This is a genomic window from Pseudonocardia asaccharolytica DSM 44247 = NBRC 16224 (assembly GCF_000423625.1).
GTDB classification, from domain to species: domain Bacteria; phylum Actinomycetota; class Actinomycetes; order Mycobacteriales; family Pseudonocardiaceae; genus Pseudonocardia; species Pseudonocardia asaccharolytica.
In genome coordinates this window covers 88,440-112,469 of sequence record NZ_AUII01000009.1, presented here as the reverse complement: position 1 = coordinate 112,469, position 24,030 = coordinate 88,440, and the positions used below count along the sequence as shown (strand labels likewise).

The 24,030-nt window shown below is 71.5% G+C and carries 26 protein-coding genes and 1 tRNA gene; 18 read left to right on the top strand and 9 right to left on the bottom strand.

All coding sequences use genetic code 11. The features are described 5' to 3' along the window. Nucleotides 1-85: 85 nt before the first annotated feature. Both paaA and paaB read left to right on the top strand, forming a co-directional pair. Nucleotides 86-1,042: a 1,2-phenylacetyl-CoA epoxidase subunit PaaA gene (gene paaA, locus G567_RS0112495; RefSeq protein ID WP_028930259.1), complete on the top strand. Its 957-nt coding sequence runs from the start codon at nucleotides 86-88 to the stop codon at nucleotides 1,040-1,042. Beyond that, nucleotides 1,039-1,329 (top strand): 1,2-phenylacetyl-CoA epoxidase subunit PaaB, encoded by a 291-nt coding sequence (gene paaB / locus G567_RS0112490; RefSeq protein ID WP_028930258.1) that lies wholly within the window; start codon nucleotides 1,039-1,041, stop codon nucleotides 1,327-1,329. Before paaA ends, paaB begins: the two co-directional genes overlap by 4 nt. Here the strand turns inward: paaB and G567_RS28455 are convergent. Continuing rightward, nucleotides 1,296-2,546 carry an RNA-guided endonuclease InsQ/TnpB family protein gene (locus G567_RS28455; RefSeq protein WP_051232882.1) on the bottom strand — a complete coding sequence of 417 codons (1,251 nt, stop codon included), beginning with the start codon at nucleotides 2,544-2,546 and terminating at the stop codon, nucleotides 1,296-1,298. The two genes, paaB and G567_RS28455, sit on opposite strands and share 34 nt — an antisense overlap. Nucleotides 2,547-2,638: 92 nt before the next feature. On the opposite strand from G567_RS28455, the gene paaC reads away from it, so the two are divergent. Genes paaC through paaE form a run of 3 tightly spaced genes read left to right on the top strand, consistent with a single transcriptional unit; the run spans nucleotide 2,639 to nucleotide 5,203 of the window. Further along, nucleotides 2,639-3,562 (top strand): 1,2-phenylacetyl-CoA epoxidase subunit PaaC, encoded by a 924-nt coding sequence (paaC, locus tag G567_RS0112480; protein WP_037057000.1) that lies wholly within the window; start codon nucleotides 2,639-2,641, stop codon nucleotides 3,560-3,562. Between the two features lie 14 nt (nucleotides 3,563-3,576). Beyond that, on the top strand, nucleotides 3,577-4,101 hold the full coding sequence (gene paaD / locus G567_RS0112475) for a 1,2-phenylacetyl-CoA epoxidase subunit PaaD (protein ID WP_028930256.1): 525 nt from the start codon (nucleotides 3,577-3,579) through the stop codon (nucleotides 4,099-4,101). A 1-nt stretch (nucleotide 4,102) separates the two neighbouring features. Further along, nucleotides 4,103-5,203 carry a 1,2-phenylacetyl-CoA epoxidase subunit PaaE gene (gene paaE / locus G567_RS0112470; protein ID WP_028930255.1) on the top strand — a complete coding sequence of 367 codons (1,101 nt, stop codon included), beginning with the start codon at nucleotides 4,103-4,105 and terminating at the stop codon, nucleotides 5,201-5,203. 351 nt (nucleotides 5,204-5,554) lie between these two features. On the opposite strand, the gene G567_RS0112465 is transcribed toward paaE, so the two are convergent. Then, nucleotides 5,555-6,274, bottom strand: coding sequence for an IclR family transcriptional regulator (locus G567_RS0112465; RefSeq protein WP_037056997.1), 720 nt, complete (start codon nucleotides 6,272-6,274; stop codon nucleotides 5,555-5,557). 161 nt (nucleotides 6,275-6,435) lie between these two features. On the opposite strand from G567_RS0112465, the gene G567_RS0112460 reads away from it, so the two are divergent. Beyond that, complete coding sequence (locus tag G567_RS0112460; protein ID WP_028930253.1) at nucleotides 6,436-7,374, top strand: acetaldehyde dehydrogenase (acetylating); 939 nt, start codon at nucleotides 6,436-6,438, stop codon at nucleotides 7,372-7,374. Further along, complete coding sequence (dmpG, locus tag G567_RS0112455; protein ID WP_028930252.1) at nucleotides 7,371-8,408, top strand: 4-hydroxy-2-oxovalerate aldolase; 1,038 nt, start codon at nucleotides 7,371-7,373, stop codon at nucleotides 8,406-8,408. The genes G567_RS0112460 and dmpG overlap by 4 nt, the downstream gene beginning before the upstream one ends. A gap of 108 nt (nucleotides 8,409-8,516) precedes the next feature. Here dmpG and G567_RS0112450 read toward each other — a convergent pair whose 3' ends face one another. From G567_RS0112450 to G567_RS0112440, 3 genes are all read right to left on the bottom strand, one after another. After that, nucleotides 8,517-8,987: a carboxymuconolactone decarboxylase family protein gene (locus G567_RS0112450; protein WP_028930251.1), complete on the bottom strand. Its 471-nt coding sequence runs from the start codon at nucleotides 8,985-8,987 to the stop codon at nucleotides 8,517-8,519. Nucleotides 8,988-9,075: 88 nt separating this feature from the next. Continuing rightward, nucleotides 9,076-9,252 (bottom strand): hypothetical protein, encoded by a 177-nt coding sequence (locus tag G567_RS35490; RefSeq protein WP_154667144.1) that lies wholly within the window; start codon nucleotides 9,250-9,252, stop codon nucleotides 9,076-9,078. Between the two features lie 59 nt (nucleotides 9,253-9,311). Further along, nucleotides 9,312-9,395: transfer RNA gene (locus tag G567_RS0112440), tRNA-Leu, on the bottom strand. A 90-nt stretch (nucleotides 9,396-9,485) separates the two neighbouring features. Here G567_RS0112440 and G567_RS0112435 point away from each other — a divergent pair. The 3 genes from G567_RS0112435 to G567_RS0112425 are packed head-to-tail and all read left to right on the top strand — an operon-like array spanning nucleotide 9,486 to nucleotide 12,566. Continuing rightward, nucleotides 9,486-10,802 carry a M20/M25/M40 family metallo-hydrolase gene (locus tag G567_RS0112435; RefSeq protein ID WP_028930250.1) on the top strand — a complete coding sequence of 439 codons (1,317 nt, stop codon included), beginning with the start codon at nucleotides 9,486-9,488 and terminating at the stop codon, nucleotides 10,800-10,802. 10 nt (nucleotides 10,803-10,812) lie between these two features. Beyond that, entirely contained in the window at nucleotides 10,813-11,583 is a 771-nt protein-coding gene (locus G567_RS0112430) for an SDR family oxidoreductase (RefSeq protein ID WP_028930249.1), read from the top strand. Beyond that, entirely contained in the window at nucleotides 11,583-12,566 is a 984-nt protein-coding gene (locus tag G567_RS0112425; protein WP_028930248.1) for an NADPH:quinone oxidoreductase family protein, read from the top strand. The genes G567_RS0112430 and G567_RS0112425 overlap by 1 nt, the downstream gene beginning before the upstream one ends. Nucleotides 12,567-12,716: 150 nt before the next feature. On the opposite strand, the gene G567_RS0112420 is transcribed toward G567_RS0112425, so the two are convergent. Then, on the bottom strand, nucleotides 12,717-12,956 hold the full coding sequence (locus tag G567_RS0112420) for a DUF5703 family protein (protein WP_051232879.1): 240 nt from the start codon (nucleotides 12,954-12,956) through the stop codon (nucleotides 12,717-12,719). A 137-nt stretch (nucleotides 12,957-13,093) separates the two neighbouring features. Then, nucleotides 13,094-14,038: an aldo/keto reductase gene (locus tag G567_RS0112415; protein WP_028930246.1), complete on the bottom strand. Its 945-nt coding sequence runs from the start codon at nucleotides 14,036-14,038 to the stop codon at nucleotides 13,094-13,096. Between the two features lie 81 nt (nucleotides 14,039-14,119). On the opposite strand from G567_RS0112415, the gene G567_RS0112410 reads away from it, so the two are divergent. The 8 genes from G567_RS0112410 (at nucleotide 14,120) to G567_RS0112375 (ending at nucleotide 21,939) form a co-directional block, all read left to right on the top strand. Next, nucleotides 14,120-14,941 (top strand): undecaprenyl-diphosphate phosphatase, encoded by an 822-nt coding sequence (locus G567_RS0112410; RefSeq protein WP_028930245.1) that lies wholly within the window; start codon nucleotides 14,120-14,122, stop codon nucleotides 14,939-14,941. Nucleotides 14,942-14,964: 23 nt separating this feature from the next. Then, nucleotides 14,965-15,669: a histidine phosphatase family protein gene (locus G567_RS0112405; RefSeq protein ID WP_028930244.1), complete on the top strand. Its 705-nt coding sequence runs from the start codon at nucleotides 14,965-14,967 to the stop codon at nucleotides 15,667-15,669. A gap of 60 nt (nucleotides 15,670-15,729) precedes the next feature. Continuing rightward, entirely contained in the window at nucleotides 15,730-16,296 is a 567-nt protein-coding gene (locus tag G567_RS0112400; RefSeq protein WP_028930243.1) for a DUF3090 domain-containing protein, read from the top strand. Between the two features lie 10 nt (nucleotides 16,297-16,306). Further along, the gene (locus G567_RS0112395) at nucleotides 16,307-17,101 is read left to right on the top strand and encodes an SCO1664 family protein (RefSeq protein WP_028930242.1); all 795 of its coding nucleotides are present in this window, start codon (nucleotides 16,307-16,309) and stop codon (nucleotides 17,099-17,101) included. An 87-nt stretch (nucleotides 17,102-17,188) separates the two neighbouring features. Continuing rightward, the gene (gndA, locus tag G567_RS0112390; RefSeq protein WP_028930241.1) at nucleotides 17,189-18,628 is read left to right on the top strand and encodes an NADP-dependent phosphogluconate dehydrogenase; all 1,440 of its coding nucleotides are present in this window, start codon (nucleotides 17,189-17,191) and stop codon (nucleotides 18,626-18,628) included. Between the two features lie 99 nt (nucleotides 18,629-18,727). Then, nucleotides 18,728-20,272: an AMP-binding protein gene (locus G567_RS28445; RefSeq protein WP_051232873.1), complete on the top strand. Its 1,545-nt coding sequence runs from the start codon at nucleotides 18,728-18,730 to the stop codon at nucleotides 20,270-20,272. 24 nt (nucleotides 20,273-20,296) lie between these two features. Next, a complete protein-coding gene (locus G567_RS0112380; protein WP_028930240.1) occupies nucleotides 20,297-21,460 on the top strand; it encodes a YncE family protein in 1,164 nt (387 codons plus the stop codon). Next, nucleotides 21,457-21,939: a DUF2127 domain-containing protein gene (locus G567_RS0112375; protein WP_028930239.1), complete on the top strand. Its 483-nt coding sequence runs from the start codon at nucleotides 21,457-21,459 to the stop codon at nucleotides 21,937-21,939. Before G567_RS0112380 ends, G567_RS0112375 begins: the two co-directional genes overlap by 4 nt. 181 nt (nucleotides 21,940-22,120) lie before the next feature. Here the strand turns inward: G567_RS0112375 and G567_RS0112370 are convergent, their stop codons facing one another. Together G567_RS0112370 and G567_RS28440 are read right to left on the bottom strand one after the other, a co-directional pair. Continuing rightward, on the bottom strand, nucleotides 22,121-22,825 hold the full coding sequence (locus G567_RS0112370; RefSeq protein ID WP_211223909.1) for a vWA domain-containing protein: 705 nt from the start codon (nucleotides 22,823-22,825) through the stop codon (nucleotides 22,121-22,123). Between the two features lie 275 nt (nucleotides 22,826-23,100). Then, nucleotides 23,101-24,021: an AAA family ATPase gene (locus G567_RS28440; protein WP_037056991.1), complete on the bottom strand. Its 921-nt coding sequence runs from the start codon at nucleotides 24,019-24,021 to the stop codon at nucleotides 23,101-23,103. Between the last annotated feature and the right edge of the window lie 9 nt (nucleotides 24,022-24,030).

The window sequence follows — 24,030 nt, the reverse complement described above, 5'->3', positions numbered from 1 at the left end:
ACCGATCGTTCGGGGTTTCGCCTTGCACCCGGCGGCGGAGTGCGTCATCATCAGGCGAACGAACATTCGGTTGTAGGAGGCTGAGTTGGCCGCTACCGAGCAGGAGCTTTCCGCGGTCTTCGAGCAGACGATCGCAGCGGACCAGCGGATCGAGCCCCGGGACTGGATGCCCGAGGCCTACCGGAGGACGCTGATCCGCCAGATCGCGCAGCATGCGCACTCGGAGATCATCGGCATGCAGCCGGAGGGCAACTGGATCCTTCGCGCGCCGAGTCTGCGCCGCAAGGCGATCCTGCTGGCCAAGGTGCAGGATGAGGCCGGCCACGGGATGTACCTCTACGCCGCCGCCGAGACGCTCGGGGTGGACCGCGCGGAGCTCACCGAGAAGCTCATCGCGAACAAGCAGAAGTACTCCTCGATCTTCAACTACCCGACGCTGTCCTACGCCGACGTCGGGGTGATCGGCTGGCTCGTCGACGGCGCCGCGATCTGCAACCAGGTGCCGCTGTGCCGCTGCTCCTACGGCCCGTATGCGCGGGCGATGATCCGCATCTGCAAGGAGGAGTCGTTCCACCAGCGGCAGGGCTACGAGCTGCTGCTGGCGATGGTGAACGGCACCGAGGCGCAGCGGGAGATGGTGCAGGAGTCGACCAACCGGTTCTGGTGGCCGTCGCTGATGATGTTCGGCCCCCCGGACGGCGACTCGCCCAACACCCGGCAGTCGATGGCGTGGCGGATCAAGCGGCACACCAACGACGAGCTGCGCCAGCGCTTCGTGGACATGACCGTCCCGCAGTCCGAGGCGCTCGGTGTCACGCTGCCCGACCCGGACCTGCGGTGGAACGAGGAGCGGGGTCATTACGACTTCGGCGAGCCCGACTGGGACGAGTTCAAGGCCGTGATCTCCGGCTCCGGACCGTGCAACGCGCAGCGGCTGGCGCACAGGCGCCGGGCGCACGAGAACGGCGCGTGGGTCCGCGAGGCGGCCCGGGCGTACGCCGAGAAGCAGACCGCGAAGCGGACGGGAAGGGTGGCGGCATGACCGAGCGAGGATCCTGGCCGCTGTACGAGGTGTTCGTGCGCGGCAAGCGCGGGCTCAACCACGTGCACGTCGGCTCGCTGCATGCCGCCGACGCGGAGATGGCGCTGCACAACGCGCGCGACCTCTACACCCGGCGCAACGAGGGCGTGTCGATCTGGGTGGTGCGCGCCGAGGACATCACCGCGTCGAGCCCGGCGGAGAAGGACCCGTTCTTCGCGCCGTCCGGCGACAAGGTCTACCGGCATCCGACCTTCTACGCGATCCCGGAGGAGGTGCCGCACCTTTGACTTCCTCCCCGCGCCTGAAGGCGGGGGATTCCCGCAGTCACCTGTGGGGATTCCTCTTTCACCGGGGCGCGCCCACCAGTTGCCTGGTCGGGTCTCACCACCCCTCCGGAGGCAGCCACGACCAGCCCGGCCGCGGTGTCGATGTTCTGCGCGGCGTTGAGGTCCCGGTCGTGCCGGGTGCCGCAGCCGGGACAGGTCCACTGCCGTGTCCCGAGCGCGAGGGCGGCGAGCAGATGCCCGCACGCCGAGCACGTCTTGCTCGACGGGTACCAGCGGCTGACCACCACGACCTGACGGCCGGCCCGCTGCGCCTTGTACTCCAGCATGGACCGGAACTCGGCCCAGCCGGTGTCGGAGATCGCGCGGGCCAAGCTCCGGTTGCGCACCATGTTCCCCACGCCGAGGTCTTCGATGCCGATGCGGTTGAACCGGCGGACCAGCGCGGTGGAGGTCTGGTGCAGGAAATCGCGGCGGGCGTCCCGCACCCGGGCGTGCAAGCGGGCCAGCTTGTGTTTGGCCTTGGCCCGATTGGTCGAGCCGGGCCGGCAGCACGCCAGCCGGCGCTGCTGGCGGCGCAGCCCGCGTTCCCGCTTCACCAGGTGGCGGGGATTGGGGATGCGCTCCCCGGTCGACAGCACCGCGAAGTCGGTCACCCCGAGGTCGATCCCGACCGTCTCGCCGGTCGGCGGGGCCGGGGCCGGGTCGGGAGTGTCGACCAGGAAGGTCACGAACCAGCGTCCGTCCGGCTCCCGGGACACCACGACCATGGTCGGATCCAGCATGACCGGGTCGATCTCGGGCCAAGACCAGGCCACCCGCAGCGGGGCGGTGGTCTTGGCCAGCCACAGCCCGTCGGGTTTGAGGCGGAACGCCGAGCGGGTGTAGTGCGCGGACTGGCGGCCGCGGCAGGATTTGAACCGCGGGTACCGGGTGCGGCCGGCGAAGAAGGCCTGGACGGCGTTGTGCTGGTGGCGCAGCGTCTGTTGCAGCGGCACCGAGGACACCTCGTTCAGGAACGCCAGCTCGGCGGTCTTCTTCCACGCGGTCAGGTTCGCGTCGGTCTCCCGGTAGGAGGTGTCGCGCCGCTCGGTGGTGTGGCGGCGCTGCCGCTCGGCGAGGGTGCGGTTCCAGACCAGGCGCACGCAGCCGAACGTGCGGGCCAGCAGGGCCGCCTGCCCAGAGTCGGGGTAGGCCCGGACCTTGTACGCCGTGCGCACGACATCGAACTTACCTCGGAGGTTGACTTGAGTAATCAGCGGCTCCGATTCCTCCCCGCGGCCGAAGCCGGGGGCTTCCTCGGAGCACTCTGGTGAACCGCCACCACACCGACGTCGCGGAGCACGACGCGACCAACGCCTACCAGTCGCTCGCCGATACCGTCACGCACGACGACCCGCGCTGGGCGTTCGGCTCGGGCGTGGAGGACGTGCAGGCCGAGATCACCGCGCCGGTTCCGGACGGCGTCGACGCGGCGGACCTGGCCGAGTACTGCCTGATGCTCGGCGATGACGCGCTGGTGTGCGCGCAGCGGCTGGCGGAATGGGTGAGCAACGCGCCGGAACTGGAGGAGGAGGTCGCGCTCGCCAACATCGCGCTGGATCTGCTCGGCCAGGCCCGGGTGCTGCTGGCCCGCGCCGGCCACGTGGAGGACGCGGGGCGGGACGAGGACGCTCTGGCCTATCAGCGTGGGGAGTCGGAGTTCCGCAACGTGGCGCTGGCCGAGCTGCCCGACGACCTGGATTTCGCCCGCGCGATCGCCCGGCTGCTGCTGTTCTCGACCTGGCGACTGGCGCTGCTGCACCGGCTGCTCGGTTCGCGCGACCCGGTGGTCGCGGCGGTCGCGGGCAAGGGCGTCAAGGAGCTGGCGTACCACCGCGACTACGCCGCGCGGTGGACGCTGCGCCTCGGCGATGGCACCGCGGAGTCGCACCGGCGGATACAGGCGGCGTTCGACACGGTGTGGCCGTACCACGAGGAGCTGTTCCGGGCCTCCGAGGTGGAGCGGCGGCTGGTCGATGCCGGTGTGGCCGTCGATCCGGCGCAGAGCCGCACGGAGGTGGACGCGATCCTGGACGAGGTCCTGACGCGCGCAACGCTCACCCGCCCGCAGGTGCCGCCGGTCGGGATGATCGGCGGCCGCGGCGGCCGGCAGGGGTTGCACACCGAGTACCTGGGCCACGTGCTCGCCGAGATGCAGAGCCTGGCCCGCCAGCACCCGGGGGCGACATGGTAGTGCGCTGCACGCCCGTGAGCGCGAAGTCGCGCTCCAGCGCGACGCAACACGCACGAGCGCGCAGCGCCGTCGCGGCCGTGGTCGACCCGGAGATGCCGATGCTCACCCTCGACGACCTCGGGGTCGTGCGCGAGGTCGAGGTGACGGGCGAGGCGGTCACCGTCACGATCACGCCGACCTACTCGGGCTGCCCGGCGGTCGAGGTCATGCGCGACGACCTGCGGGCTGCGCTCGGCGCGGCCGGGTTCGCGCGGGTCGAGGTGCGCATCGTGTTCGCCCCGCCCTGGAGTACCGACTGGATCTCCGAGGAGGGGCGCCGCAAGCTGGCTGAACATGGGATCGCTCCGCCGGACCGCGTCGGCCCGTCCCGCACGGGGCCGGTGCCGCTGACCCTGACGGCGCCCGCGGCGACGGTGCGCTGCCCGCGTTGCGGCTCGCCGGCCACCGAGGAGCTCTCTCGATTCGGGCCGACGGCGTGCACCGCGCTGCGCAGGTGCACCGGCTGCCGCGAGCCGTTCGAGCACATGAAGGAGCTGTGACATGACGACCACCGAGACCGCGACGGCGGCGCAGGCCGCTCGCCCCGGCGGCGGATTCCACACGCTGCGGGTGGCCGACGTCGAGCGGCTGTGCGCGGACGCCGTGGCCGTCATCTTCGACGTTCCCGCGGATCTGCAGGAGACCTTCGTGTTCCGGCCGGGTCAGTACCTGACGTTGCGGCGGTTCGCCGACGAACGCGAGGAGCGGCGCTCGTACTCGATCTGCGCCCCGGCCGGGGCGCTGCCGAAGATCGGGGTCCGCCGGATCGACGGCGGGTTGTTCTCCGAGTGGCTGGTCGACCGGCTGGCGCCCGGCGATGAGGTCGAGACCGCCCCGCCGTCGGGGTCGTTCACCCCCGAGATCGAGACCGGTTCCCACCACGGCCTGATCGCGGCCGGTTCGGGGATCACCCCGGTGCTGTCGATCGCGGCGAGCGTGCTGGCGGCGTGCGACGACACCCGCGTCACGCTGATCTACGGCAACCGGCGCACCGACACGGTGATGTTCACCGAGGAGCTCGCCGACCTCAAGAACGCCTACGGCCCGCGGCTGCACCTGCTGCACGTGCTGTCCAGGGAGCCGATGGAGGCCGAGATCTTCACCGGCCGGCTCGATGCGGACAAGGTCCGCACCCTGCTGGGCGCGCTGGTCGCGGTTCGCGACGTGGACGACTGGTGGTTGTGCGGCCCGCTCGGCATGACCGACGCCGCGGTCGAGGTGCTGCTCGGTTTCGGCGTCGAGCGCAAGCGGGTGCACCGCGAGCTGTTCTACGTCGATGAGCCGCCGCCCGAGCTGCACCGTCCGGACGCCGCCGTCGAGGGGGAGACCAGCGCGGTCACGGTCATCCTCAACGGCAGGGCCACCACGCTCACGCTGCCCAAGTCCGACAGCTTGCTGGACTCCGCGCAGAAGGTGCGCGGCGACCTGCCGTTCGCCTGCAAGGGCGGAGTGTGCGGCACCTGCCGGGCCATGGTGACCGAGGGCGAGGTGCTGATGCGGCGCAACTTCGCCCTCGAGGACGACGAGGTGGACGCCGGGTTCGTGCTTACCTGCCAGACCCTGCCGGTCTCCGACGAGGTGACCGTCGACTTCGACGCATAGGACGCCCCGCCGGCACCCTTCGCCAAGCTGTGCTTCGTCCATGGGTGCGGCTACACCATCAGGTGGGGCGGGGTTTTCGGCGGGGTGTCTGTTGCGGGTCGAGCCATTTCGGCGGGGTGAACTCGGCCAGCTCGGCCTCGGCCCCGGCCCACACCTCGGGGGTGAGCCGTCCGGCGGCCGGGGGTGGCCAAGAGTTTGGCGATGGTCTCGACGTGCCGCAGGCTCGCCGGGCCGGCGGCGCCCACCCGGCGGCGGGCCTCGCCCCGCTCCCAGCCCAGCAGATCCCCCAACGCCGCGGCCGTGCTCGGGTAGCCTGCCCGGGCCGACGCGGCCGCGTCGGCCCGGGCGTCGCTAGAGCTGGTCCGATCCCGTTCGCAGCACCCGGGACAGCCCCAGCGCGGCGGTGCGCACGGCCGGCGCGAGCCGTCCGGTGTCGAGCCGGTTGGCCCAGCCGGTGATCGAGATGGCGGCGACCGCGCGTCCGCCGCGGCCCAGGACCGGCGCGGCGACGCAGGCGATCCCGACCGTCGACTCCTCGTGCTCCTCGGCCACCCCGCGTTCCCGGATGCGGGCGAGCTCCTGATCGAGCAGGCCCGGGGCGACGGTGGTGCGCGGGGTGCGGCGCTCCAGCCCGGCGGCGAGGACGGCGGCCAGGCGCTCGGGCGGGGCGAAGGCGAGCAGCGCCTTGCCCACCCCCGTGCAGTAGGCGGGCATGCGTCCGCCGACCCGCGAGCCGACCTTCGGTCCGCGCCGCCCGGCCAGCTTCTGCACGTAGACGACGTCGACGCCGTCGGGTACCGCGAGGTGGACGGTCTCGTGGGTGGCCTCGAACAGGTCGGCGAGGAAGGGGACGGCGGCCTCGCGCAGGCCACGCTGCAGCGGGGCGAGCTGGCCGAGCTCGAACAGGCCCATGCCCAGCCGGATGCCGTCGGGGGTGCGCTCGACGATGTTCCAGCCGGCGAGCTCGGCCAGCAGCCGATGCGCGGTCGGCTTGGGGATGCCGGTGCGGCGGGAGAGCTCCGCAAGGCTCAGCTCGCTGTCGCCCGAGCGGAACGCGGTGAGCAGCGTCATCGTGCGTCCGATAACTGACTTCGGGGGGCCGTTTCGTTCAACGGAACGGGTTCCGCCGTCATGCGCCGGCGCGGGCCGACCGCCCAAGTCCGCTCACCTCGTTCCGCTGACTGGAATACGGGGGTTCCCCGCGCAGGTCCCGGGGCCGCACGCTGCATGCCATGAGCTCCACGAGAGTCACGGCCGCCATCGTAGGGCCGGGCAACATCGGTACCGATCTGCTGGCGAAGTTGCAGCACAGTTCCGCGCTCGAGGTCGCATACGTGGTCGGGGTCGTCGAGTCCGACGGCCTTGCGCGGGCCCGGAAGCAGGGGATCACCGCGTCGGCCGAGGGAGTGGACTGGCTGCTCCGCCAGGACCCGCTCCCCGAGATCGTCTTCGAGGCCACGTCGGCGAAGGCGCACATCGCCAACGCGCCGCGCTACGAGCAGGCGGGTATCCAGGCGGTCGACCTGACGCCTGCGCATCTGGGACCGATGGTGTGCCCGCCGGTGAACCTGCGCGCCCATCTCGACTCCCCGAACGTCTCGATGATCACCTGTGGCGGGCAGGCGACGATCCCGATGGTGCACGCGGTCTCGCGGGTGACACCGGTGCCCTACGCGGAGATCGTCGCCTCGGTTTCCTCGCGGTCCGCGGGCCCCGGAACTCGGGCCAACATCGACGAGTTCACCCAGACCACAGGCCAGGCGGTCGCGCAGGTCGGGGGAGCGGCCAGGGGCAAGGCGATCATCATCCTGAACCCGGTCGAACCACCGATGATCATGCGCGACACCGTGTTCTGCATGATCGGGCCGGACGCCGACACCGACGCGATCACCGCGTCGGTGCACGAGATGGTCGCCGAGGTGCAGCAGTACGTTCCCGGCTACACGCTGCGCGCCGAGCCGCAGTTCGACGAACCACGCGACGTCTGGTCGGGCAGTGTCTCTCCCGCCCCGCCGGCTTCCACCCCCCACGGCCGCGTCGCGATCTTCCTCGAGGTCAAGGGCAACGGCGACTACCTGCCGCCGTACGCGGGCAACCTCGACATCATGACGGCCTCGGCCGCCCGCGTCGGCGAGCTGATGGCCAAGGCGAAGCAGGAGGATCCGGCATGACTCGTCCAACGCTCGCGCACGACGTCCGCATCGTCGACACCACGCTGCGCGACGGCAGCCACGCGATGGCCCACCAGTTCACCGAGCAGCAGGTCCGCGACACGGTGCGAGCTCTGGACCGGGCTGGCGTCGAGGTCATCGAGGTGACCCACGGCGACGGCCTCGGCGGCAGCTCGTTCAACTACGGCTTCTCCCACACCGACGAGACGACCCTCATCGCCGCCGCTCGCGAGGAGGCGAAGCAGGCGAAGATCGCCGTACTGCTCGTCCCGGGGATCGGCACCGTCGAGGACCTCAAGAAGGCCCGCGACGCCGGAGCCGACATGGTCCGCGTTGCCACCCACTGCACCGAGGCCGACGTCTCCCCGCAGCACTTCGCCGCGGCTCGCGACCTCGGCATGGAGACCGCAGGGTTCCTCATGATGGCCCACCGCACGCCGCCGGAGGACCTGGCGAAGCAGGCGCGGATCATGGTCGACGCGGGATGCCAGGCACCCTACGTGACCGACTCGGCGGGCGCGCTGCTCATGCGCGACGCCCGGGCCCGGTTCGAGGCGCTGGTCGCCGAGGTCGGCGACGAGGCGTGGGTCGGCTACCACGGCCACCAGAACATGAGCTTCGGCGTGGCGAACTCGGTGATCGCATACGAGGTCGGCGTCCGCTACGTCGACGGCTCGTTGTGCGCGCTCGGCGCGGGCGCCGGAAACTCGCCGACCGAGGTGCTCGCCGCGGTGTTCGACCGGCTGGACATCGACACCGGGCTCGACGTGCCGGGGCTACTCGCGGCGGCCGAGGAGGTCGTCCGCCCGTACCTCGGCCGCTGGCCGAAGATGGACCGCAACGCCATCGTCCAGGGCTGGGCCGGGGTGTACTCCTCGTTCCTGCTGCACGCCGAGACCGCAGCCGAGCGCTACAAGGTGCCTGCGCACGAGATCCTGCGCCGCTGCGGTGAGCGCGGACTCGTCGGTGGCCAGGAGGACATGATCATCGACGTTGCCATCGAGATGGCGACGAAGAAGGCCGAAGGGCACTGACCGCAGGGCCGCCCCGCCCGGGCGACATTATGGCTCCACAACGCACCGGGTGGGCGGGCCTGGTGAACGTTGTGGCTCCATAATGCGCTGGGGCGTGGGCCGCAGGGTTCAAACGGACGCCGTCGCCGCACCCTTCCGCTGTGATCCCGGCTCGAGCCTCAGGGCCACCCCGAAGCGGTTCCAGGCGTTGATCGTCGCGATCGCGGTGACCAGCGCGGCGAGGGTGGGTGGGTCGTAATGTTCGGTGGCCTCGGTCCAGACCTCGTCGGTGACGCCCTGCGGGTCGAGCCGGGTGGCCTGTTCGGTCAGGGCCAGCGCGGCCCGCTCGGCCGGGGTGAACCACGGCGCCTCGCGCCAGGTGACCACGGAGAACAGCCGCTCGTCGGTTTCGTCGTCGGCCCTGAGGTCGTGGCTGTGCATGTCCACGCAGAAGGCGCAGCCGTTGATCTGGCTGGCCCGCAGCTTGACCAGTTCCAGGGTCCGCTTCGGCAGCGGACTGGTGGCCAGGTAGCGTTCCAGCCCGAGCATGGCCTGGTAGGCCTCGGGCTGGGCCTCGAGGACATTGAGCCGGGTGGTCATCGATACTCCTTCCACGGCGTGCGGTTGCGCGCCAACACCTCAAGGACGAGGTAGCCGACCCGGATGTGACAGGCTCAGGCGTTCCTCGTTATGCCCCGCCCGTCGGCTGCGCGTCGAACAGCCCGATGTCCAGGTCATCGTGCTGACGACGTTCGACGACGACGAAGACGCGTTCGCCGCGCTGCGGGCCCGCGCCCTCGACCTGCTCTGAGCGCGGGTTCAGGCCGGGTCGGGCCAGGGCATGACCCCTGCTCGGACGTGTCACCAGCCGCAAATGAAGGTGGGCCAAGAGGCCGCACGGTGACCCAGGGGCCTTCATGGTTGTGTCCGAGGGGGGACTTGAACCCCCACCCCCTACTCGGGGACTAGCACCTCAAGCTAGCGCGTCTGCCATTCCGCCACTCGGACCCACACGCGGCTCGGTGACCGCGACGAAGGAAGGATAGCCGACGGCCACGGGGGGTCCGTAACCGCACCCGCGATGGTAGGAAGATCCGCATGACCCGCCCCACTGCAGCCGAGGACGAGGTCGTCGAGCTGACCTCGGAGCTGATCCAGATCGACACCTCCAACACCGGCGACCCGGAGACGGTGATCGGCGAGCAGGAGGCCGCGGAGTACGTCGCCGCGAAGCTGACCGAGGTCGGTTACGACGTCGAGGTGCTCGAATCGGGGGCGCCGCGCCGGACGAATGTGTTCGCCCGGCTGGCGGGCGCCGAACCCGAGCGAGGTGCGCTGCTCGTCCACGGACATCTCGATGTGGTCCCGGCCGATCCGAGCGAATGGTCGGTACATCCGTTCTCCGGCGCGGTGCAGGACGGCTACGTGTGGGGCCGCGGCGCGGTCGACATGAAGGACATGGTCGCGATGATGATCGCCGTCGCGCGGCGGTTCAAGCGCGACGGCGTGGTGCCGCCGCGGGACATCGTCTTCGCGTTCGTCGCCGACGAGGAGGCGGGCGGGAAGTACGGCGCGCAGTGGCTGGTCAAGAACCGGCCGGACCTGTTCGCCGGGTGCACCGAGGCGGTCGGCGAGGTCGGCGGGTTCTCCCTGACGCTGGGCGAGGACCAGCGCGTCTACCTCATCGAGTCGGCCGAGAAGGGCATCGCCTGGATGCGGCTGCGCGCCAAGGGCAGGCCGGGGCACGGCTCGTTCCTGCACGACGACAACGCGGTGACCCGGGTCGCCGAGGCGGTGGCCCGGCTGGGCAACCACACCTTCCCCCTGGTGCTCACCGATACGGTCCGGGACTTCCTCGCCCACCTGCGCGAGCTCACGGGCCTGGAGTTCCCCGAGGACGACCTGGAGGGGGCGCTCGCGAAGCTCGGGCCGCTGGCGCGGATCGTCGGCGCGACGGTCCGCGACACCGCCAACCCGACCATGTTGCAGGCGGGCTACAAGGCCAACGTGATTCCGTCGACGGCCGAGGCCGTGGTGGACTGCCGGGTGCTGCCGGGGCGCGAGGAGGCGTTCCTGCGGGAGGTCGACGAGCTGCTCGGACCGGATGTCACCCGCGAATGGGTCACGAACCTTCCCCCGGTGGAGACGCCGTTCGAGGGCCCGCTGGTGGAGGCCATGGCCGCGGCGCTGCGCACCGAGGACCCGACCGCCGCGGCGATCCCGTACATGCTCTCCGGGGGCACCGACGCCAAGCACTTCGTCGACCTGGGCATGCGCTGCTACGGGTTCGCCCCGCTCCGGCTGCCGCCCGACCTCGACTTCGCCTCGCTGTTCCACGGCATCGACGAACGCGTCCCCATCGACGCGCTGATGTTCGGCACCCGGGTGCTCGACAGGTTCCTGCGGACGTGCTGAGGAGCGGCTGATGGACCTCATCGGCAAGGCTGCGCTGGTCACGGGCGGGGCATCGGGCATCGGCGCGGCGGCGGTGCGCAGGCTCGCCGCCGCGGGGGCGGTCGTGGCCGTCGCCGACCAGGACGAGGCGGGTGCGCGCAGTCTCGCCGAGGAGGTGGGCGGGCTCGCGCTGCCCGGTGATGTGACCCAGCACGACACGATGGCGATGTCGATCGACGTCGCCGAGGACACCTTCGGCCGGCTCAACATCGTGCTGTTGAACGCCGGGGTCACCGCGGGCCAGTCGGGGGTCGAGGACCTCGACCTCGCCCGGTACCGGCGGATCATGGGCGTGAACGTCGACCACGTGGTGTTCGGCCTGACCTCGGCGGTGCCGGCGCTGCGGCGCGCGGGCGGTGGGCACATCGTCGCGACGGCGTCGCTCGCCGGCCTGGTACCGATGCCCGGCGACGCGCTGTACACGCTGACCAAGCACGCCGTCGTCGGCTACGTCCGGTCGGTGGCGCCGACCCTGGCGCCCGAGGGCATCCGGGTCAACGCGGTGTGCCCCGGCTTCGCCGACACCCCGCTGATCGCGAACGCGAAGGCGCAGTTCGGGGACTTCCCGCTGCTGTCCGCCGACGACGTGGCGGGCGCGATCGAGGGGATTTTGGAGCGTGGCGGGCCGGGTGAGTGCTGGTTCGTCCAGCCGGGCCGGGAGCCCGCGCCGTACGGGTTCCGGGGTGTGCCGGGCCCGAAGGGCGGGATCGCACCGCCCCTGGTGGACTGGGAGGATCACTGATGCGGGGCTGGCAGGTTCACGAGCTCGGGGAACCGAAGGACGTCCTGACCTGGCACGACGACCTGCCCGATCCGCAGCCCGGGCCCGGCCAGGTGCTCGTGCGGGTGCACGCCGTCGCCTGCAACTTCCCCGACATCCTGGTCTGCCAGGGCAAGTACCAGGAGCGCCCGCCGCTGCCGTTCACGCCGGGGCTGGAGGTCGCCGGTGAGGTCGTCGCCGCGGGCACGGGCGCGGCGGCGGCCGTCGGCGACCGGGTGCTGGGCAGCCCGCCGAGCGGCCGGGGCGGGTTCGCCGAGCTGGCCGTGCTCGACGCCCCCTCGACCCTGCCGTGGCCGGACGGGATGAGCGCGGCGAAGGCCGCCGGGATGTTCGTCACCTATCAGACCGGTTACTGTGCGCTGCACCACCGGGCGAACCTGCGTGCGGGCGAGACGCTGCTGGTGCACGCGGCGGCGGGCGGGGTGGGCAGCGCGGCGGTACAGCTGGGTAAGGCCGTGGGCGCCCGCGTCATCGGCACCGCGGGCGGGCCGGAGAAATGCGCGTTGGTCACCCAACTGGGTGCCGACGAGGTCATCGACTACCGCGATACCGACCTGGTCGCCGCGGTGAAGGACCTCACCGGCGGGCGCGGCGCCGACGTCATCTTCGATCCGGTGGGCGGCGACGTCTTCGACGCCTCGCGCAAGGTCGTCGCGTTCGAGGGCCGGATCCTGGTCATCGGGTTCGTCGCGGGCCGGTTCGCCGAGGCCCCGACCAACCACATCCTGATCAAGAACTATGCGGTCGTCGGCGTGCACTGGGGCTACTACCGGCAGATGAACCCGGGACTGATCCCGCAGTGGCAGGACGCCCTGGGCGCGCTGTGGGACGAGCGCAAGATCGATCCGCTTGTGGGGGCCGAACTGCCGTTGACCGAGGCCAAGGAGGCGCTGCGCAGGCTCGGGTCGCGGGAGACGACCGGCAAGATCGTGCTCATCCCCTGACCGGAGCCCAGCGCGTCCGGGAAGAAGGCCGAACTCCCTGGAGATGCGCCCGGGTGCGCATTGCGAAGGTCCGCCCGGGTGTACCTCCCGCGCGATGGCAGTGCTGTCCGAATCCGGGTCCGTCTCGTCGGGAGGACGCGCCGGTCGCGGTCAGACCGAGAGCTCCGGAAGCATCTGGTTGGAGCGACGACGACGCAACACGACCTTGCGAACTCCGCCGGGGTAGAGGCGCACCCGGGCGAGCTCCCAGCCGCCGAACTCGGCGTGGATGCTCAGCCGCACCGCCGCGGTCACCCGGGACACATCACCGGGCAACTGGACGGGGCGGTATTCCCACTCCCCTTCGCTCAGATCCCCCGCGTCCTCCGCGGTCGCGCTGGGTGCTCCCACGGGCCCACCTCCCGCCAGGTCCTGCGGCCGGGCGCCGCCGGGCCCGGCTGCGAGCCAAACCCCACGTGAACGCGGGGTTGCCCCACACCATAGGCGTGGTGACGCAGCGCTGCCAGGGGCCAGTTCCGGCCAGTCGTTCAGACCGGGACGCTCACGTCGTCCAGCGCGGACCGGATCTCGGCGGGCAGCTCGATCGTCTCGGTTGCCATCGACGCCGAGAGCTGTGCGGCGTCTCGGGCACCGACGACCGCGGTGGCGATCCCGGGCCGGTCGCGGACCCAGGCCAGCGCGACAGCCAGCGGAGAGGTGCCCAGCCCGTCGGCGGCGGTCAGCACGGCGTGCACGATCCTGGCCGACCGCTCATTGCGCCGGGCCTCGACATAGGGGGCCAGCAGCGGGGAAGCACCGCGGGAGTCGGCCGGGGTGCCGTTGACGTACTTGCCGGTGAGGACGCCGCGTCCGAGCGGGGCCCAGGCGATCAACCCGACGCCGTGGTGCCGGGCCGCGGGGATCAGCTCGGCGTCGGCGCTGCGTGCCAGCAGCGAGTACTCCACCTGCGCCGATATCGGAACCGTGACGCTGCTCAGGACGCGGGCCCGTTCGGCGACGGTCGCGAGCTGCCAGCCCGACGGCGCCACCAGCCCGGCGTAGCGCACCCGTCCGGTCAGCACCGCCACCTGCACGGCCGACAGCATCTCCTCCAGGGGCACCTCGACGTCCCAGCCGGGGAGCTGCCACAGGTCGAGGTGATCGATACCGAGTCGGCGCAGCGTCGCGTCGAGCGCATGCAGGAGGGTGCCGCGCGCGGCACCCTCACCGAGCACCCCGGCGGGCAGCCCACCCCGGCCGGCGATCACCAGGTCCTCGCGCCGGACGCTGCTCGCCATGATCTTGCCGAGGATCTCCTGGGAGTGGCCGTCGGAGTAGATGTCGGCGGTCTCGACGAAGGTGCCGCCCCCGTTGACGAACGCGACGAGCTGCTCGGTGGCGGCCTCGGTGTCGACGCCGTCACCCCAGGTCATCGTGCCCAGCCCGATCCGGGATACCTGAAGACCACTGGCTCCGACCCGCCTGTGTCGCACGCGTCGCAGCCTATTGGTGGGCCCCGCGGCCGTCCGAGTACGGTGCCTCGCCGTGACCGTGTCCCGTTCGGAGGCCTGTTCGTGAGTTGGCTCGAGGTGCTGGTCCTCGGCCTGCTCCAAGGGCTGACGGAGTTCCTGCCCATCTCTTCCTCGGCGCATCTGCGGATCGCCTCGGGGGCCTTCTTCGGCAACGATCCGGGTGCGGCGTTCACCGCGGTGACCCAGCTGGGAACCGAGCTCGCGGTGCTCATCTACTTCGCCCGCGATATCGGTCGGCTGGTCGTGACCTGGTTCCGCGGCCTGCGCGACCGGCAGGTGCGGGCGAGCCCGGACTATCGGCTGGCCTGGCTGGTGATCGTCGGCAGCGTCCCGATCGTGGTGTTCGGCGTGCTGTTCAAGGACCAGATCGAGACGGTCGCCCGCAACCTGTGGCTGGTCGCCACCACGCTGGTCGTCTTCGGCGTGCTGCTCGGGCTCGCCGAGCATCTCGGGACGCAGCGGCGTCCCCTGGACCAGCTCACCGTGCGCGACGGCGTGCTGCTGGGGTTCGCGCAGGCGCTGGCCCTGGTCCCGGGCGTCTCCCGGTCGGGCGGGACGATCACCGCGGGGCTCGCCCTCGGGCTGACCCGGCCGGCCGCGGTGCGCTACTCGTTCCTGCTGGCGATTCCCGCCGTCGTCGGCGCCGGGATCTTCCAGCTGCCGGACGTGTTCGAGCCCGGGGGACCGAGCGGGATCCAGATGGTGGTGGCGACGGCGATCGCGTTCGTCGTCGGGTACGCGGCCATCGCCTGGCTGCTGCGGTTCGTGGAGACCAACACCGTCTACGTGTTCGTCGCCTATCGGATCGCCCTCGGTGTGGCGTTGTTCGCGGCACTCGGGATCGGCGCGGTCGCCCCGATCTGACCCGGGACGTAGGCTCGATCAACGTGACCACCCTCATCCTGCTGCGGCACGGCCGGTCGTCGGCCAATGCGGCAGGCGTCCTGGCCGGCCGCAGCCCCGGTGTCGAGCTGGATGAGACCGGCCGGGCCCAGGCCGAGCGGGTGGTCGAGCGGCTGGCGCCGCTGCCGATCGCGGAGATCGTCACCTCGCCGATGACGCGCTGTCAGCAGACCGTGGCGCCACTGGCCGCCGCGCGCGGGCTCGCCCCGGTCCTCGACGAGCGGTTCAACGAGGTCGACTACGGCTCGTGGACCGGCGGCACGCTCAAGTCGCTGGCCAAGGAGCCGCTGTGGAAGGTGGTGCAGGCCCACCCGTCGGCCGCGGTGTTCCCCGAGGGTGAGGGACTGGCCGGGATGCAGGCCCGCGCCGTGGCCGCGGTCCGCGCGCACGCCGCCCGGATCGCCGTCGAACACGGGCCGAACGCGTTGTGGCTGGCCTGCAGCCACGGCGACGTGATCAAGGCGGTGCTGGCCGACGCGCTGGCCACGCATCTGGACAACTTTCAGCGGATCATCGTCGATACCTGCTCGGTGAGCGTGGTGCACTACACCGAGACCCGGCCGTTCGTCGCCAGGGTCAACGACCTCGGCGACGGTCCGGGGGCGCTCGCCGCGCTGATCCCGCCCAAGCCGCGGCGGCGCCGGGCCGCCAAGCGCAGCTCGGACGCCGTCGTCGGGGGATCGACATGACGGGCGGGGCCGTGCAGAGGCGTGCCCGGCGCGCGCTGGTGGCCTACCCTCGGAGGTGCCATGTCACGCGTCATCCATGTCTTCCGCCAGCCCGAGCGGTTCGTCGCCGGGACCGTCGGTGAACCCGGCGACCGGTCCTTCTACCTCCAGGCCATGGAGGACGCCAGAACCGTCAGCGTGCTGCTGGAGAAGCAGCAGGTCTCGGTACTGGCCGAGCGCATCAGCGCTCTGCTGGCCGAGATCGCCCGCCGGTTCGGGACCGAGTTGCCGGACAACGAGTCCGACCAGGACACCGACCCGCTCGTCGTCCCGCTCGAGGAGGAGTTCCGGGTCGGCACGATGGGCCTTGGCTGGGACGCCGACTCCCGATCGATCGTCGTCGAGTTGCTCGCGGTGACCGAGGAGGAGATCGACGAGTCGGTCGTGCTCGACGACACCGACGAGGGCCCGGACGCGGTGCGGGTGTTCCTTTCACCGGTTCAGGCCAGGGCGTTCGCCGAACGCGCCGAGATGGTCGTGTCCGCGGGGCGAGCGCCGTGCCCGCTGTGCGCCGAGCCGCTCGATCCCCAGGGCCACGTGTGCGTCCGGCTGAACGGGTACCACCAGCGGTCCGCGATGGCGGACTAGATTCACGCACTTGGACCCCCTCGACCCGGCGGTGCCGGGAGCGCTGCGCGACGGCCGGATCGAGATCACCGGACGGCTGGTCGACGCCTCGAACGCCACCCTCTTCGGCGCCATCGCCCTCGACGGCGTCGACCTGCGCTGCGTCTACAAACCGATCCGCGGCGAGCGCCCGCTGTGGGACTTCCCGGACGGGACCCTGGCCGGCCGCGAGGTCGCCAGCTTCCTGGTCTCGGAGGCCGCCGGCTGGCACGTCGTCCCGCCGACGCTGCTGCGCGACGGCCCGTTCGGACCCGGAATGGTGCAGGTCTGGGTGGAGACCGACGACGAGCGTGAGCTCGTCGACGTCTGTTCGCCCTCGGACCTCCCGCCCGGATGGCTCGCGGTGCTGCGCGCCCGCGACCGGCTCGGCGAACCCGCGGTGCTCGCCCACGCCGATCTGCCCGAGCTGCGGGCGATGGCCGTGTTCGACGTCATCGTCAACAATGCCGACCGCAAGGGCGGGCACGTGCTCGCTGGGGCCGACGGCCGGATCTACGGCGTCGACCACGGGTTGACGCTGCACGCCGAGGACAAGCTGCGCACCGTGCTGTGGGGCTGGATCGGCCAACAGCTGCCCGACGACGTGCTGGCCGGGCTGCGCAAGCTGCGCGCCGCGCTCGACGGCGGGCTGTGCGAGACGTTGGGCGAGCACGTGACCCGCCGAGAGGTCGCGGCGTTGTCGGCCCGGGTGGATGCCCTGCTGCGGCAGCGGTGCTACCCCGAGCCCTCCGGCTACGGGCCCGCCATCCCCTGGCCCGCCTTCTGACCCCCTGTGAGTGCGTAACAGTGTTAGGACACTGTTACGCACTCACAGGATGACCGCGAGGACGCACAGCGCAACGAGGGAGCGACGATGACGGGACAGAGCCGGATCGGGGTCACTGGGCTCGCGGTGATGGGGGCCAACCTGGCCCGCAACATCGCGCGCCACGGCGTCCCGGTCGCCGTGCACAACAGAACGACCGCGCGGACGACCGAGTTCATCGAGGCCCACGGGCAGGAGGGCACGTTCACCGGGGCGGAGACCCTGGAGGACTTCGTCGCGGTCTTGGAGAAACCCCGGCGGATCATCGTCATGGTCAAGGCGGGCGCCCCGGTCGACGGGGTGATCGGCGAGTTGGTACCGCTGCTCGATCCGGGCGACATCATCATCGACGCCGGCAACTCGCATTTCGCCGACACGAAGCGGCGCACCGAGGACTGCGCGCGCCACGGCCTGCGGTTCATGGGGATCGGGGTGTCCGGCGGTGAGGAAGGGGCACTGCTCGGGCCGAGCATCATGCCCGGCGGGCACCCGGCGGCCTATGCGGAGGTCGAGGAGGTCCTGGCGTCCATCGCCGCGCAGGTCGACGGCACGCCCTGCTGCACCCACGTCGGCCCCGACGGGGCCGGGCACTACGTGAAGATGGTGCACAACGGCATCGAGTACGCCGATATCCAGCTGATCGCCGAAGCCTACGACCTGCTCACCCACGTCGCCGGGCTCGACGCCCCGGCCATCGGCTCGATCTTCTCCGAATGGAACACCGGGGACCTGGAGTCGTTCCTCATCGAGATCACCGGGAAGGTGCTCGTGAAGACCGACGAGCGCACCGGCGGCCCGCTCGTCGACGTCATCGTCGACCAGGCCGAGCAGAAGGGCACGGGGCGCTGGACGGCCATCGACGCGCTCGAGCTCGGCGTCCCGCTGACCGCCATCACCGAGGCGGTGTTCGCGCGCACCCTCTCGGCGCTGCGTGACGAGCGCGGGGCCGCGGCGGCCACGCTCGCCGGCCCGGCGCCGGGCCGCGGCGAGCACCGTCCGGACCTGGTCGACGACATCCGCGAGGCGCTGTACGCGAGCAAGGTCGTCGCCTACGCGCAGGGCTTCGCGCAGATGCGTGCCGCCTCGATCGCCAACGGATGGAACCTCGATCTGGGCGCGATGGCCACGATCTGGCGGGGCGGCTGCATCATCCGGGCGCAGTTTCTCAACCGGATCCGCGACGCCTACGCCGAGCACCCTGACCTGGACAACCTGCTGATGGTGCCGTATTTCACCGAGGCGGTGGCGAACGCGCAGGACGCCTGGCGGCGGGTGGTCATGATGGCCACCGAGCACGGGGTCGCGATCCCGGCCTTCTCCTCGTCGCTGTCCTACTACGACGGCTACCGTCGCGAGCGCGGCCCGGCCAACCTCATCCAGGGGCTGCGGGACTACTTCGGGGCGCACACCTACCGGCGGCTCGACGCCGAGGGCAGCTTCCACACCCGTTGGGCCCAGGACGGCGTCGAGGTCCGCACCGACGGCTGAGCGGGCCCGGCTCACCGCCGGGTCCGCGAGGAGTTCCCCGGGGCGCGGTGATGCACCACAGTGGGGTGGCACCCGTCGTCGCGTGCAGGAGGTCGTCCGATGGTCGCCGATCCCACCGCCCCCGTCCCCGATGCGCTCGCCGGCCACGCGGCCGCGGATCCCGGGCGCCCCGCGATCATCGACGACCACGGGGCCATCGGCTTCGGCGAGCTCAACGCGCTGGTCAACCGGCTCGCGCACGGCCTGCTCGGGTTCGGGTTCCGGCCGGGCGACCGCGCGGTGTGGTGCGGCCCGAACAGTCGTGAGGTGATCACGTTCCTGCACGCCGCGCGCAAGATCCAGCTGATGGCGGTGCCGCTGGCCTACCGGTTCACCGCCGACGAGATGCGCTACGTGATCGCCGACAGCAAGGCCGTGCTCGTCGTGGTCGACGCGGAGCAGGCCGATCGGGTCGCGGAGATCCGGGCGTCGCTGCCCGTGGTGCGGCATGTCCTCGTCTTCGGCGGCGAGCCCCGTCTCGGCACCGCCGGGGCGCTGGCCTGGGACGATGTGCTGGCCGGCGGCACGGAGACCGAACCTGGGGCCCCCGCGCGACCGGGCGGCTCGATGATCTACACCTCGGGGACGACCGGGAAACCCAAGGGCGCGCTCCGCGGGCCGCCCGACCCGGAGATGACCGCCGCGCTGGTGCGGACGCTGCGGCTACGGCCCGGTAACGAGGTACATCTGACCACCGGGCCGCTCTACCACTCCGGGCCGCTGGCCTGGGCGAGCCTGAACCACACGCTCGGCGCCACGGTGGTGCTCATGCGCCGCTTCGACGTCCGGCGCTGGCTCGAGCTGGTCCGCGAGCATCGGGTGACGAACACGTTCACCGCGCCGACACCGCTCAAGCGGATCGTCTCGCTACCCGCCGAGGCGCTCAGACACGCCGACCTCTCGTCGATGCGGTCGTTGGTGGTCAACGCGGCGCCCATGCCGTATGCCCTCAAACAGGAGGTGATCGCGCGGTTCGGTGGCGGCTTCCTCTTCGAGGTCTACGGCTCCACCGAGCTCGGCGTCGACACCGTGCTCGCCCCGGAGGACCAGCTGCGCAAGCCCGGTTCCTGCGGGCTGCCGGTGCCCGGCGTCGAGGTCGCGGTGCTCGACGCGAACGGGAAACCGGCGGCGAGCGGAGTCGCCGGGGAGCTGTTCGTCCGGTCGTCGTCGACCTACCGCGGCTACCACGGTCACGGCCCCGCCGGGGATCGCGACGGCTGGAAGTCCGTCGGCGACGTCGGCTATCTCGACGAGGAGGGCTACCTCTACATCTGCGACCGGCTCGGCGACATGATCATCACCGGTGGGATGAACGTGTATCCCGTCGAGATCGAGGCGGTGCTGTACGCCCACCCCGACGTCGACGACGCCGCCGTGTTCGGGGTGCCGTCGGCCGAATGGGGCGAATCAGTGCACGCGGTGGTGGTGCCCCGTCCGGGCCGCGCGCTCGATCCGGACGACCTCGACATGCATGTGCGCCTGCATCTCGCCGGGTACAAATGTCCGCGGACGTGGAGCGAGCGAGCTCTGCTGCCGCGCACCGAGTCCGGCAAACTCCTCAAGAGGCAGCTGCGCGCCGAGCACATGACTGCAGCGGAGCGCTGATCGACCGGTCTGGGGGCGCAGGTGATGAGATCATCCCGAACGCCGTGGCTGATCGCGGCCGCGCTGTTGCTCGCCGGCTGCGCGGCGGGCCCGGCGCCGCCGCCGGGTCCCGCGGCACAGGTACCCGCGACCGCCGCCCCGGCGACCGCCCCGCCACCCGGGATGCCGCCGGTGCTCGACCGACACAACATCTATGCGAGCGCGGGCGCCGGCATGCTGTCCGACGCCGCGAGAGCCGCGAGACCGCTGGTGTATGTGCCGCACACCAAGTCGGGAGACGTATGGGTGATCGACCCGGCCAGTTACGCGGTGGTCGGGAAGTACCGGCTCGGTGGGGAGCTGCAGCACGTCGTCCCGTCATATGACATGCGGACCCTCTACGCCAGCGACGACACCGGCAACAAGCTCACCCCGTTCGACCCGCGGACCGGGCTGCCGGGCCCGAGCATCCCGGTGATCGATCCCTACAACCTGTACTTCACGCTGGACGGGACGTCGGCCATCTCGGTCGCCGAGGCGCGCAAGCGGCTGGTCTTCTACGACCCGCATACCTGGGCCGAGCAGGGCCAGCTGCTCACCCCGGACTGTGCGGGCATCGACCACGCCGAGTTCACCCCTGACGGCCGGACCGCCGTTTTCACCTGCGAGTTCGCCGGCCGCATCGCCGTCGTCGACGTGGTGAACCGGAAGCTGCTGCGGATGATCGACATGCCGGTCCGCAACTCCAGGATGGGGCCGCAGGACATCAAACTCGCCCCGGACGGTTCGGTGTTCTACATCGCCGACAGCCAGCAGAACGGTCTCTGGGTGCTCGATGCCGCGGCGACGAAGGTGCTGCGCGAGATCCCCACCGGACACGGTGCGCACGGGCTCTACCTGTCCCGCGACGCCACCCGGCTCTTCGTCACCAATCGGCACGAGGGCAGCGTCAGCGTGCTGGACGCCTACACCGGCGCGGTGCTGACGAAGTGGCGGATCCCGGGTGGCGGAAGCCCGGACATGGGCAATGTGACCGCCGACGGCAGCCAGCTGTGGCTGTCCGGGCGGTACGACGCGACGGTGTACGTGCTGTCCACCGGTGACGGGCATCTGATCAAGAAGATCCCCGTCGGCGCCGGCCCGCACGGGCTCTGCGTGTGGCCGCAGCCGGGCCGGTACTCGCTGGGGCACACCGGGATCACCCGGTGAACGAACCTCGGGCCGCGAACGCCACCGATCGGCTGTTCGGGTTCGCGCTGCTGATCAAGGGGATCGACGGGGCCGCGGAGCTGATCGGGGCCGTCGTGTTGCTGCTGGTCTCGGGCGCGACGGTGCACCGGCTGGTGGGCGAGGTGCTGGCGCACGACCTGCTCGGGCCGCCCGACGGCTCGCTCGCCCGCCACTTCGTGGCGGGCACCGCCGAGTTCGCCTCCGGTAACCGGACGTTCGCGGTGCTCTATCTCGCCCTGCACGGCATCGTGAAGGTCGCGCTGGTCGTGGCGCTGCTGCGCCGGTGGTCGCCCGCCTACCCGATCGCGATCGTCGTGCTGGGGGCGTTCGCGGGATACGAGATCTTCCGCGCCACGCAGACCGGCTCGGTGGTGCTGCCGTTCCTCGCCGCGATCGACGTCGCGATCGTCGTCCTCATCGTGCGCGAGCGCGCCCGTGCGCGTCGCATACCGCGATAGCGTTACCCGGCGCTCATGAGGCGAAGCCACCCGAAGCTCCAGCTCGCCGGTCACCGGCACACCCAGATGCGCGCTCAGCCCCGGGCTCGGCAGCGTCGCGGTGCGCAGGACATGCCTGCTGATCCGCTCGGCCGCTGCCCTGATGTCGGAGATATCGACGAGTCCGCCCACCTGGTGCACGTCAACCCGCCAGGAGACGGTTGAGGGCCGGTGCCGCGTCACGATGGGTACGGACGGGTGCGAGGCGGCCGTGGCCGAGGCGGGCGAGGTCGGTGGCCAGCGGAACGTCGTGCTCGCCGTCGGTCTGCAGCAGGACATGCAGTTCGGGGAAGCGGCGGGCGAGCGTGCGGGGGTCGGGGCCCGCGTTGTGCACGGCGTCGGTGAGCAGGATCGCGGTGCGCTGCCGGGCGGCGGAGCCCGCGAGCTCGGCGTGCGCGACGGCGAGTCCGAAATGGACGTTGGTCAGTCCGCGGGCCGGGATGCGCAGAAGCTGGTCGAGCAGCTTCGCCGGCGCCACCGCGGCCTCGAGCCGCTTGAGCAGCGCGGCGTCGGACCAGAACGCCACCAGCGCGAGCTGGTCGTCGGCCAGCTCGGCGGCCAGTGCGGCGACGGTTGCCGCCGTGATCCGGACCTTCTCCCCGCGCATCGACCCGGATACGTCCACGATCAACACCGCGGCGCGCCGGGAACGCATCCGCTCGCGCACGATGATGTCGGTGTCCTCCGGGACGGGGCGCTCGGTGAGCACGTCGATGGTCTTGTCGAGGTCGATGTCGTCGGAGCGGTAGCGGTACGGGACCGAGGCGAGTGTGCCTGCGCCACGCTGGGCCCGCGGGTCGCGGGGACGACGACGGATCGACAGCCTGCGCGCGATGTGCTGGGCCATCGCGGCGACCTCGCGATCGGGAGGCCGGTCCTCGAGCAGCTCGGTGATGTCGCGCTGGGTGGCGGCCTGCGCGGTGGCGACGACACCCTGCCCGCCTGCGGGCGCCGTGAGGTCGCCGGTCCCGCGGGTGTCGCCGAGCTCGACGACCAGCGGCGCGCCCGGGCCCGTCTGGAACAGTGCGGGGGCTTCTGCCAGCTGTTTCGGCCTGCGGCGCAGCGGTGCGAGTCCGCGTCGGGTATCGCCGGCTCCGGGCAGCGTGACGGCGTTGTCGACGTTCAGCCGGTGCGGACCCGGCGCTGCCCGCCGGGGGCGGAGAAAAAATGGTTCTCCCAGATCTCGGTGATCACCTGCTCCGGGGTCGCGTCGACGGTCTCGTCCATGCCGATCCGGGCCGACAGCGCGAGCAGGGCCGCCTCGAGGATCAGCCGCTCCCGCTGCGGGAAGGAGCCCAGCTCGGCGAGCTCGACCGCGATCGCGACCAGGTCGATCGCGCCGCGCACCGAGCTGCCCCGGCGCAGGTCGGGGTGCGTGCGGGTGGCCCTGGTGAGCGCCACCGCGTCCGCGATCAGCTGCTGGTCCGCGGCGCCGTTCCCGCCGGTGCGCACCGCGACGATGGCGCGTTCCTCGGCGGCGTCCTGGTAGCCGATGGCCAGCCGGCACCAGCGGTCGTAGACGCTGTCGGAGATCCGTGCGGTCCCGACATTGTCGAACGGGTTCATCGAGGCCAGCACCCGGAACGTCGGCAGCGCGGCGATCAGCCCGACCCTCGGCACGGCCACCTCACGTTCGGCCATCGCCGCCAGCAGCGTGTTCAGTGTGTCCTCCGGGGCCCGGTTGAGCTCCTCGATGTAGAGGAACCCGCCGGACTGCATCGCCTCCACGAGCGGGCCGGGGACGAAGTTCTCGGCGCTGTAGTCCTCGCGCAGCACCCGCGCCGGGTTGTGGTGCCCGACGAGCCGGGCCGGCGTCAGTTCCGCGTTACCCTCGACCAGGACGAACGGCACGTCCCAGTTCGTGGTGATCGCCCGCAGGATCGTCGACTTCGACGTGCCAGGCGGGCCCTCCAGCAGGATGTCCCGCCCCGCCGACACGGCGGCCAGCACGAGGTCCAGCTCCCGGCGCCGGCCGACCACGTCACGGGCGATCGCGTCGCGGTGCGCGCCGGCGGGTGCGGCGGTCGGGTGGGGTGGCGTCATCACCTCATC

Coding starts and splice junctions, on each gene's coding strand:
- paaB (WP_028930258.1), top strand. CDS start 1,039: ATGACCGAGCGAGGATCCTGGCCGCTGTACGAGGTGTTCGTGCGCGGC.
- paaE (WP_028930255.1), top strand. CDS start 4,103: ATGACGACCACCGAGACCGCGACGGCGGCGCAGGCCGCTCGCCCCGGC.
- G567_RS0112465 (WP_037056997.1), bottom strand. CDS start 6,274: ATGACGCTGCTCACCGCGTTCCGCTCGGGCGACAGCGAGCTGAGCCTT.
- G567_RS0112460 (WP_028930253.1), top strand. CDS start 6,436: ATGAGCTCCACGAGAGTCACGGCCGCCATCGTAGGGCCGGGCAACATC.
- dmpG (WP_028930252.1), top strand. CDS start 7,371: ATGACTCGTCCAACGCTCGCGCACGACGTCCGCATCGTCGACACCACG.
- G567_RS0112450 (WP_028930251.1), bottom strand. CDS start 8,987: ATGACCACCCGGCTCAATGTCCTCGAGGCCCAGCCCGAGGCCTACCAG.
- G567_RS0112435 (WP_028930250.1), top strand. CDS start 9,486: ATGACCCGCCCCACTGCAGCCGAGGACGAGGTCGTCGAGCTGACCTCG.
- G567_RS0112430 (WP_028930249.1), top strand. CDS start 10,813: ATGGACCTCATCGGCAAGGCTGCGCTGGTCACGGGCGGGGCATCGGGC.
- G567_RS0112425 (WP_028930248.1), top strand. CDS start 11,583: ATGCGGGGCTGGCAGGTTCACGAGCTCGGGGAACCGAAGGACGTCCTG.
- G567_RS0112400 (WP_028930243.1), top strand. CDS start 15,730: ATGTCACGCGTCATCCATGTCTTCCGCCAGCCCGAGCGGTTCGTCGCC.
- gndA (WP_028930241.1), top strand. CDS start 17,189: ATGACGGGACAGAGCCGGATCGGGGTCACTGGGCTCGCGGTGATGGGG.
- G567_RS28445 (WP_051232873.1), top strand. CDS start 18,728: ATGGTCGCCGATCCCACCGCCCCCGTCCCCGATGCGCTCGCCGGCCAC.
- G567_RS0112380 (WP_028930240.1), top strand. CDS start 20,297: ATGAGATCATCCCGAACGCCGTGGCTGATCGCGGCCGCGCTGTTGCTC.
- G567_RS0112370 (WP_211223909.1), bottom strand. CDS start 22,825: ATGGCCCAGCACATCGCGCGCAGGCTGTCGATCCGTCGTCGTCCCCGC.
- G567_RS28440 (WP_037056991.1), bottom strand. CDS start 24,021: ATGACGCCACCCCACCCGACCGCCGCACCCGCCGGCGCGCACCGCGAC.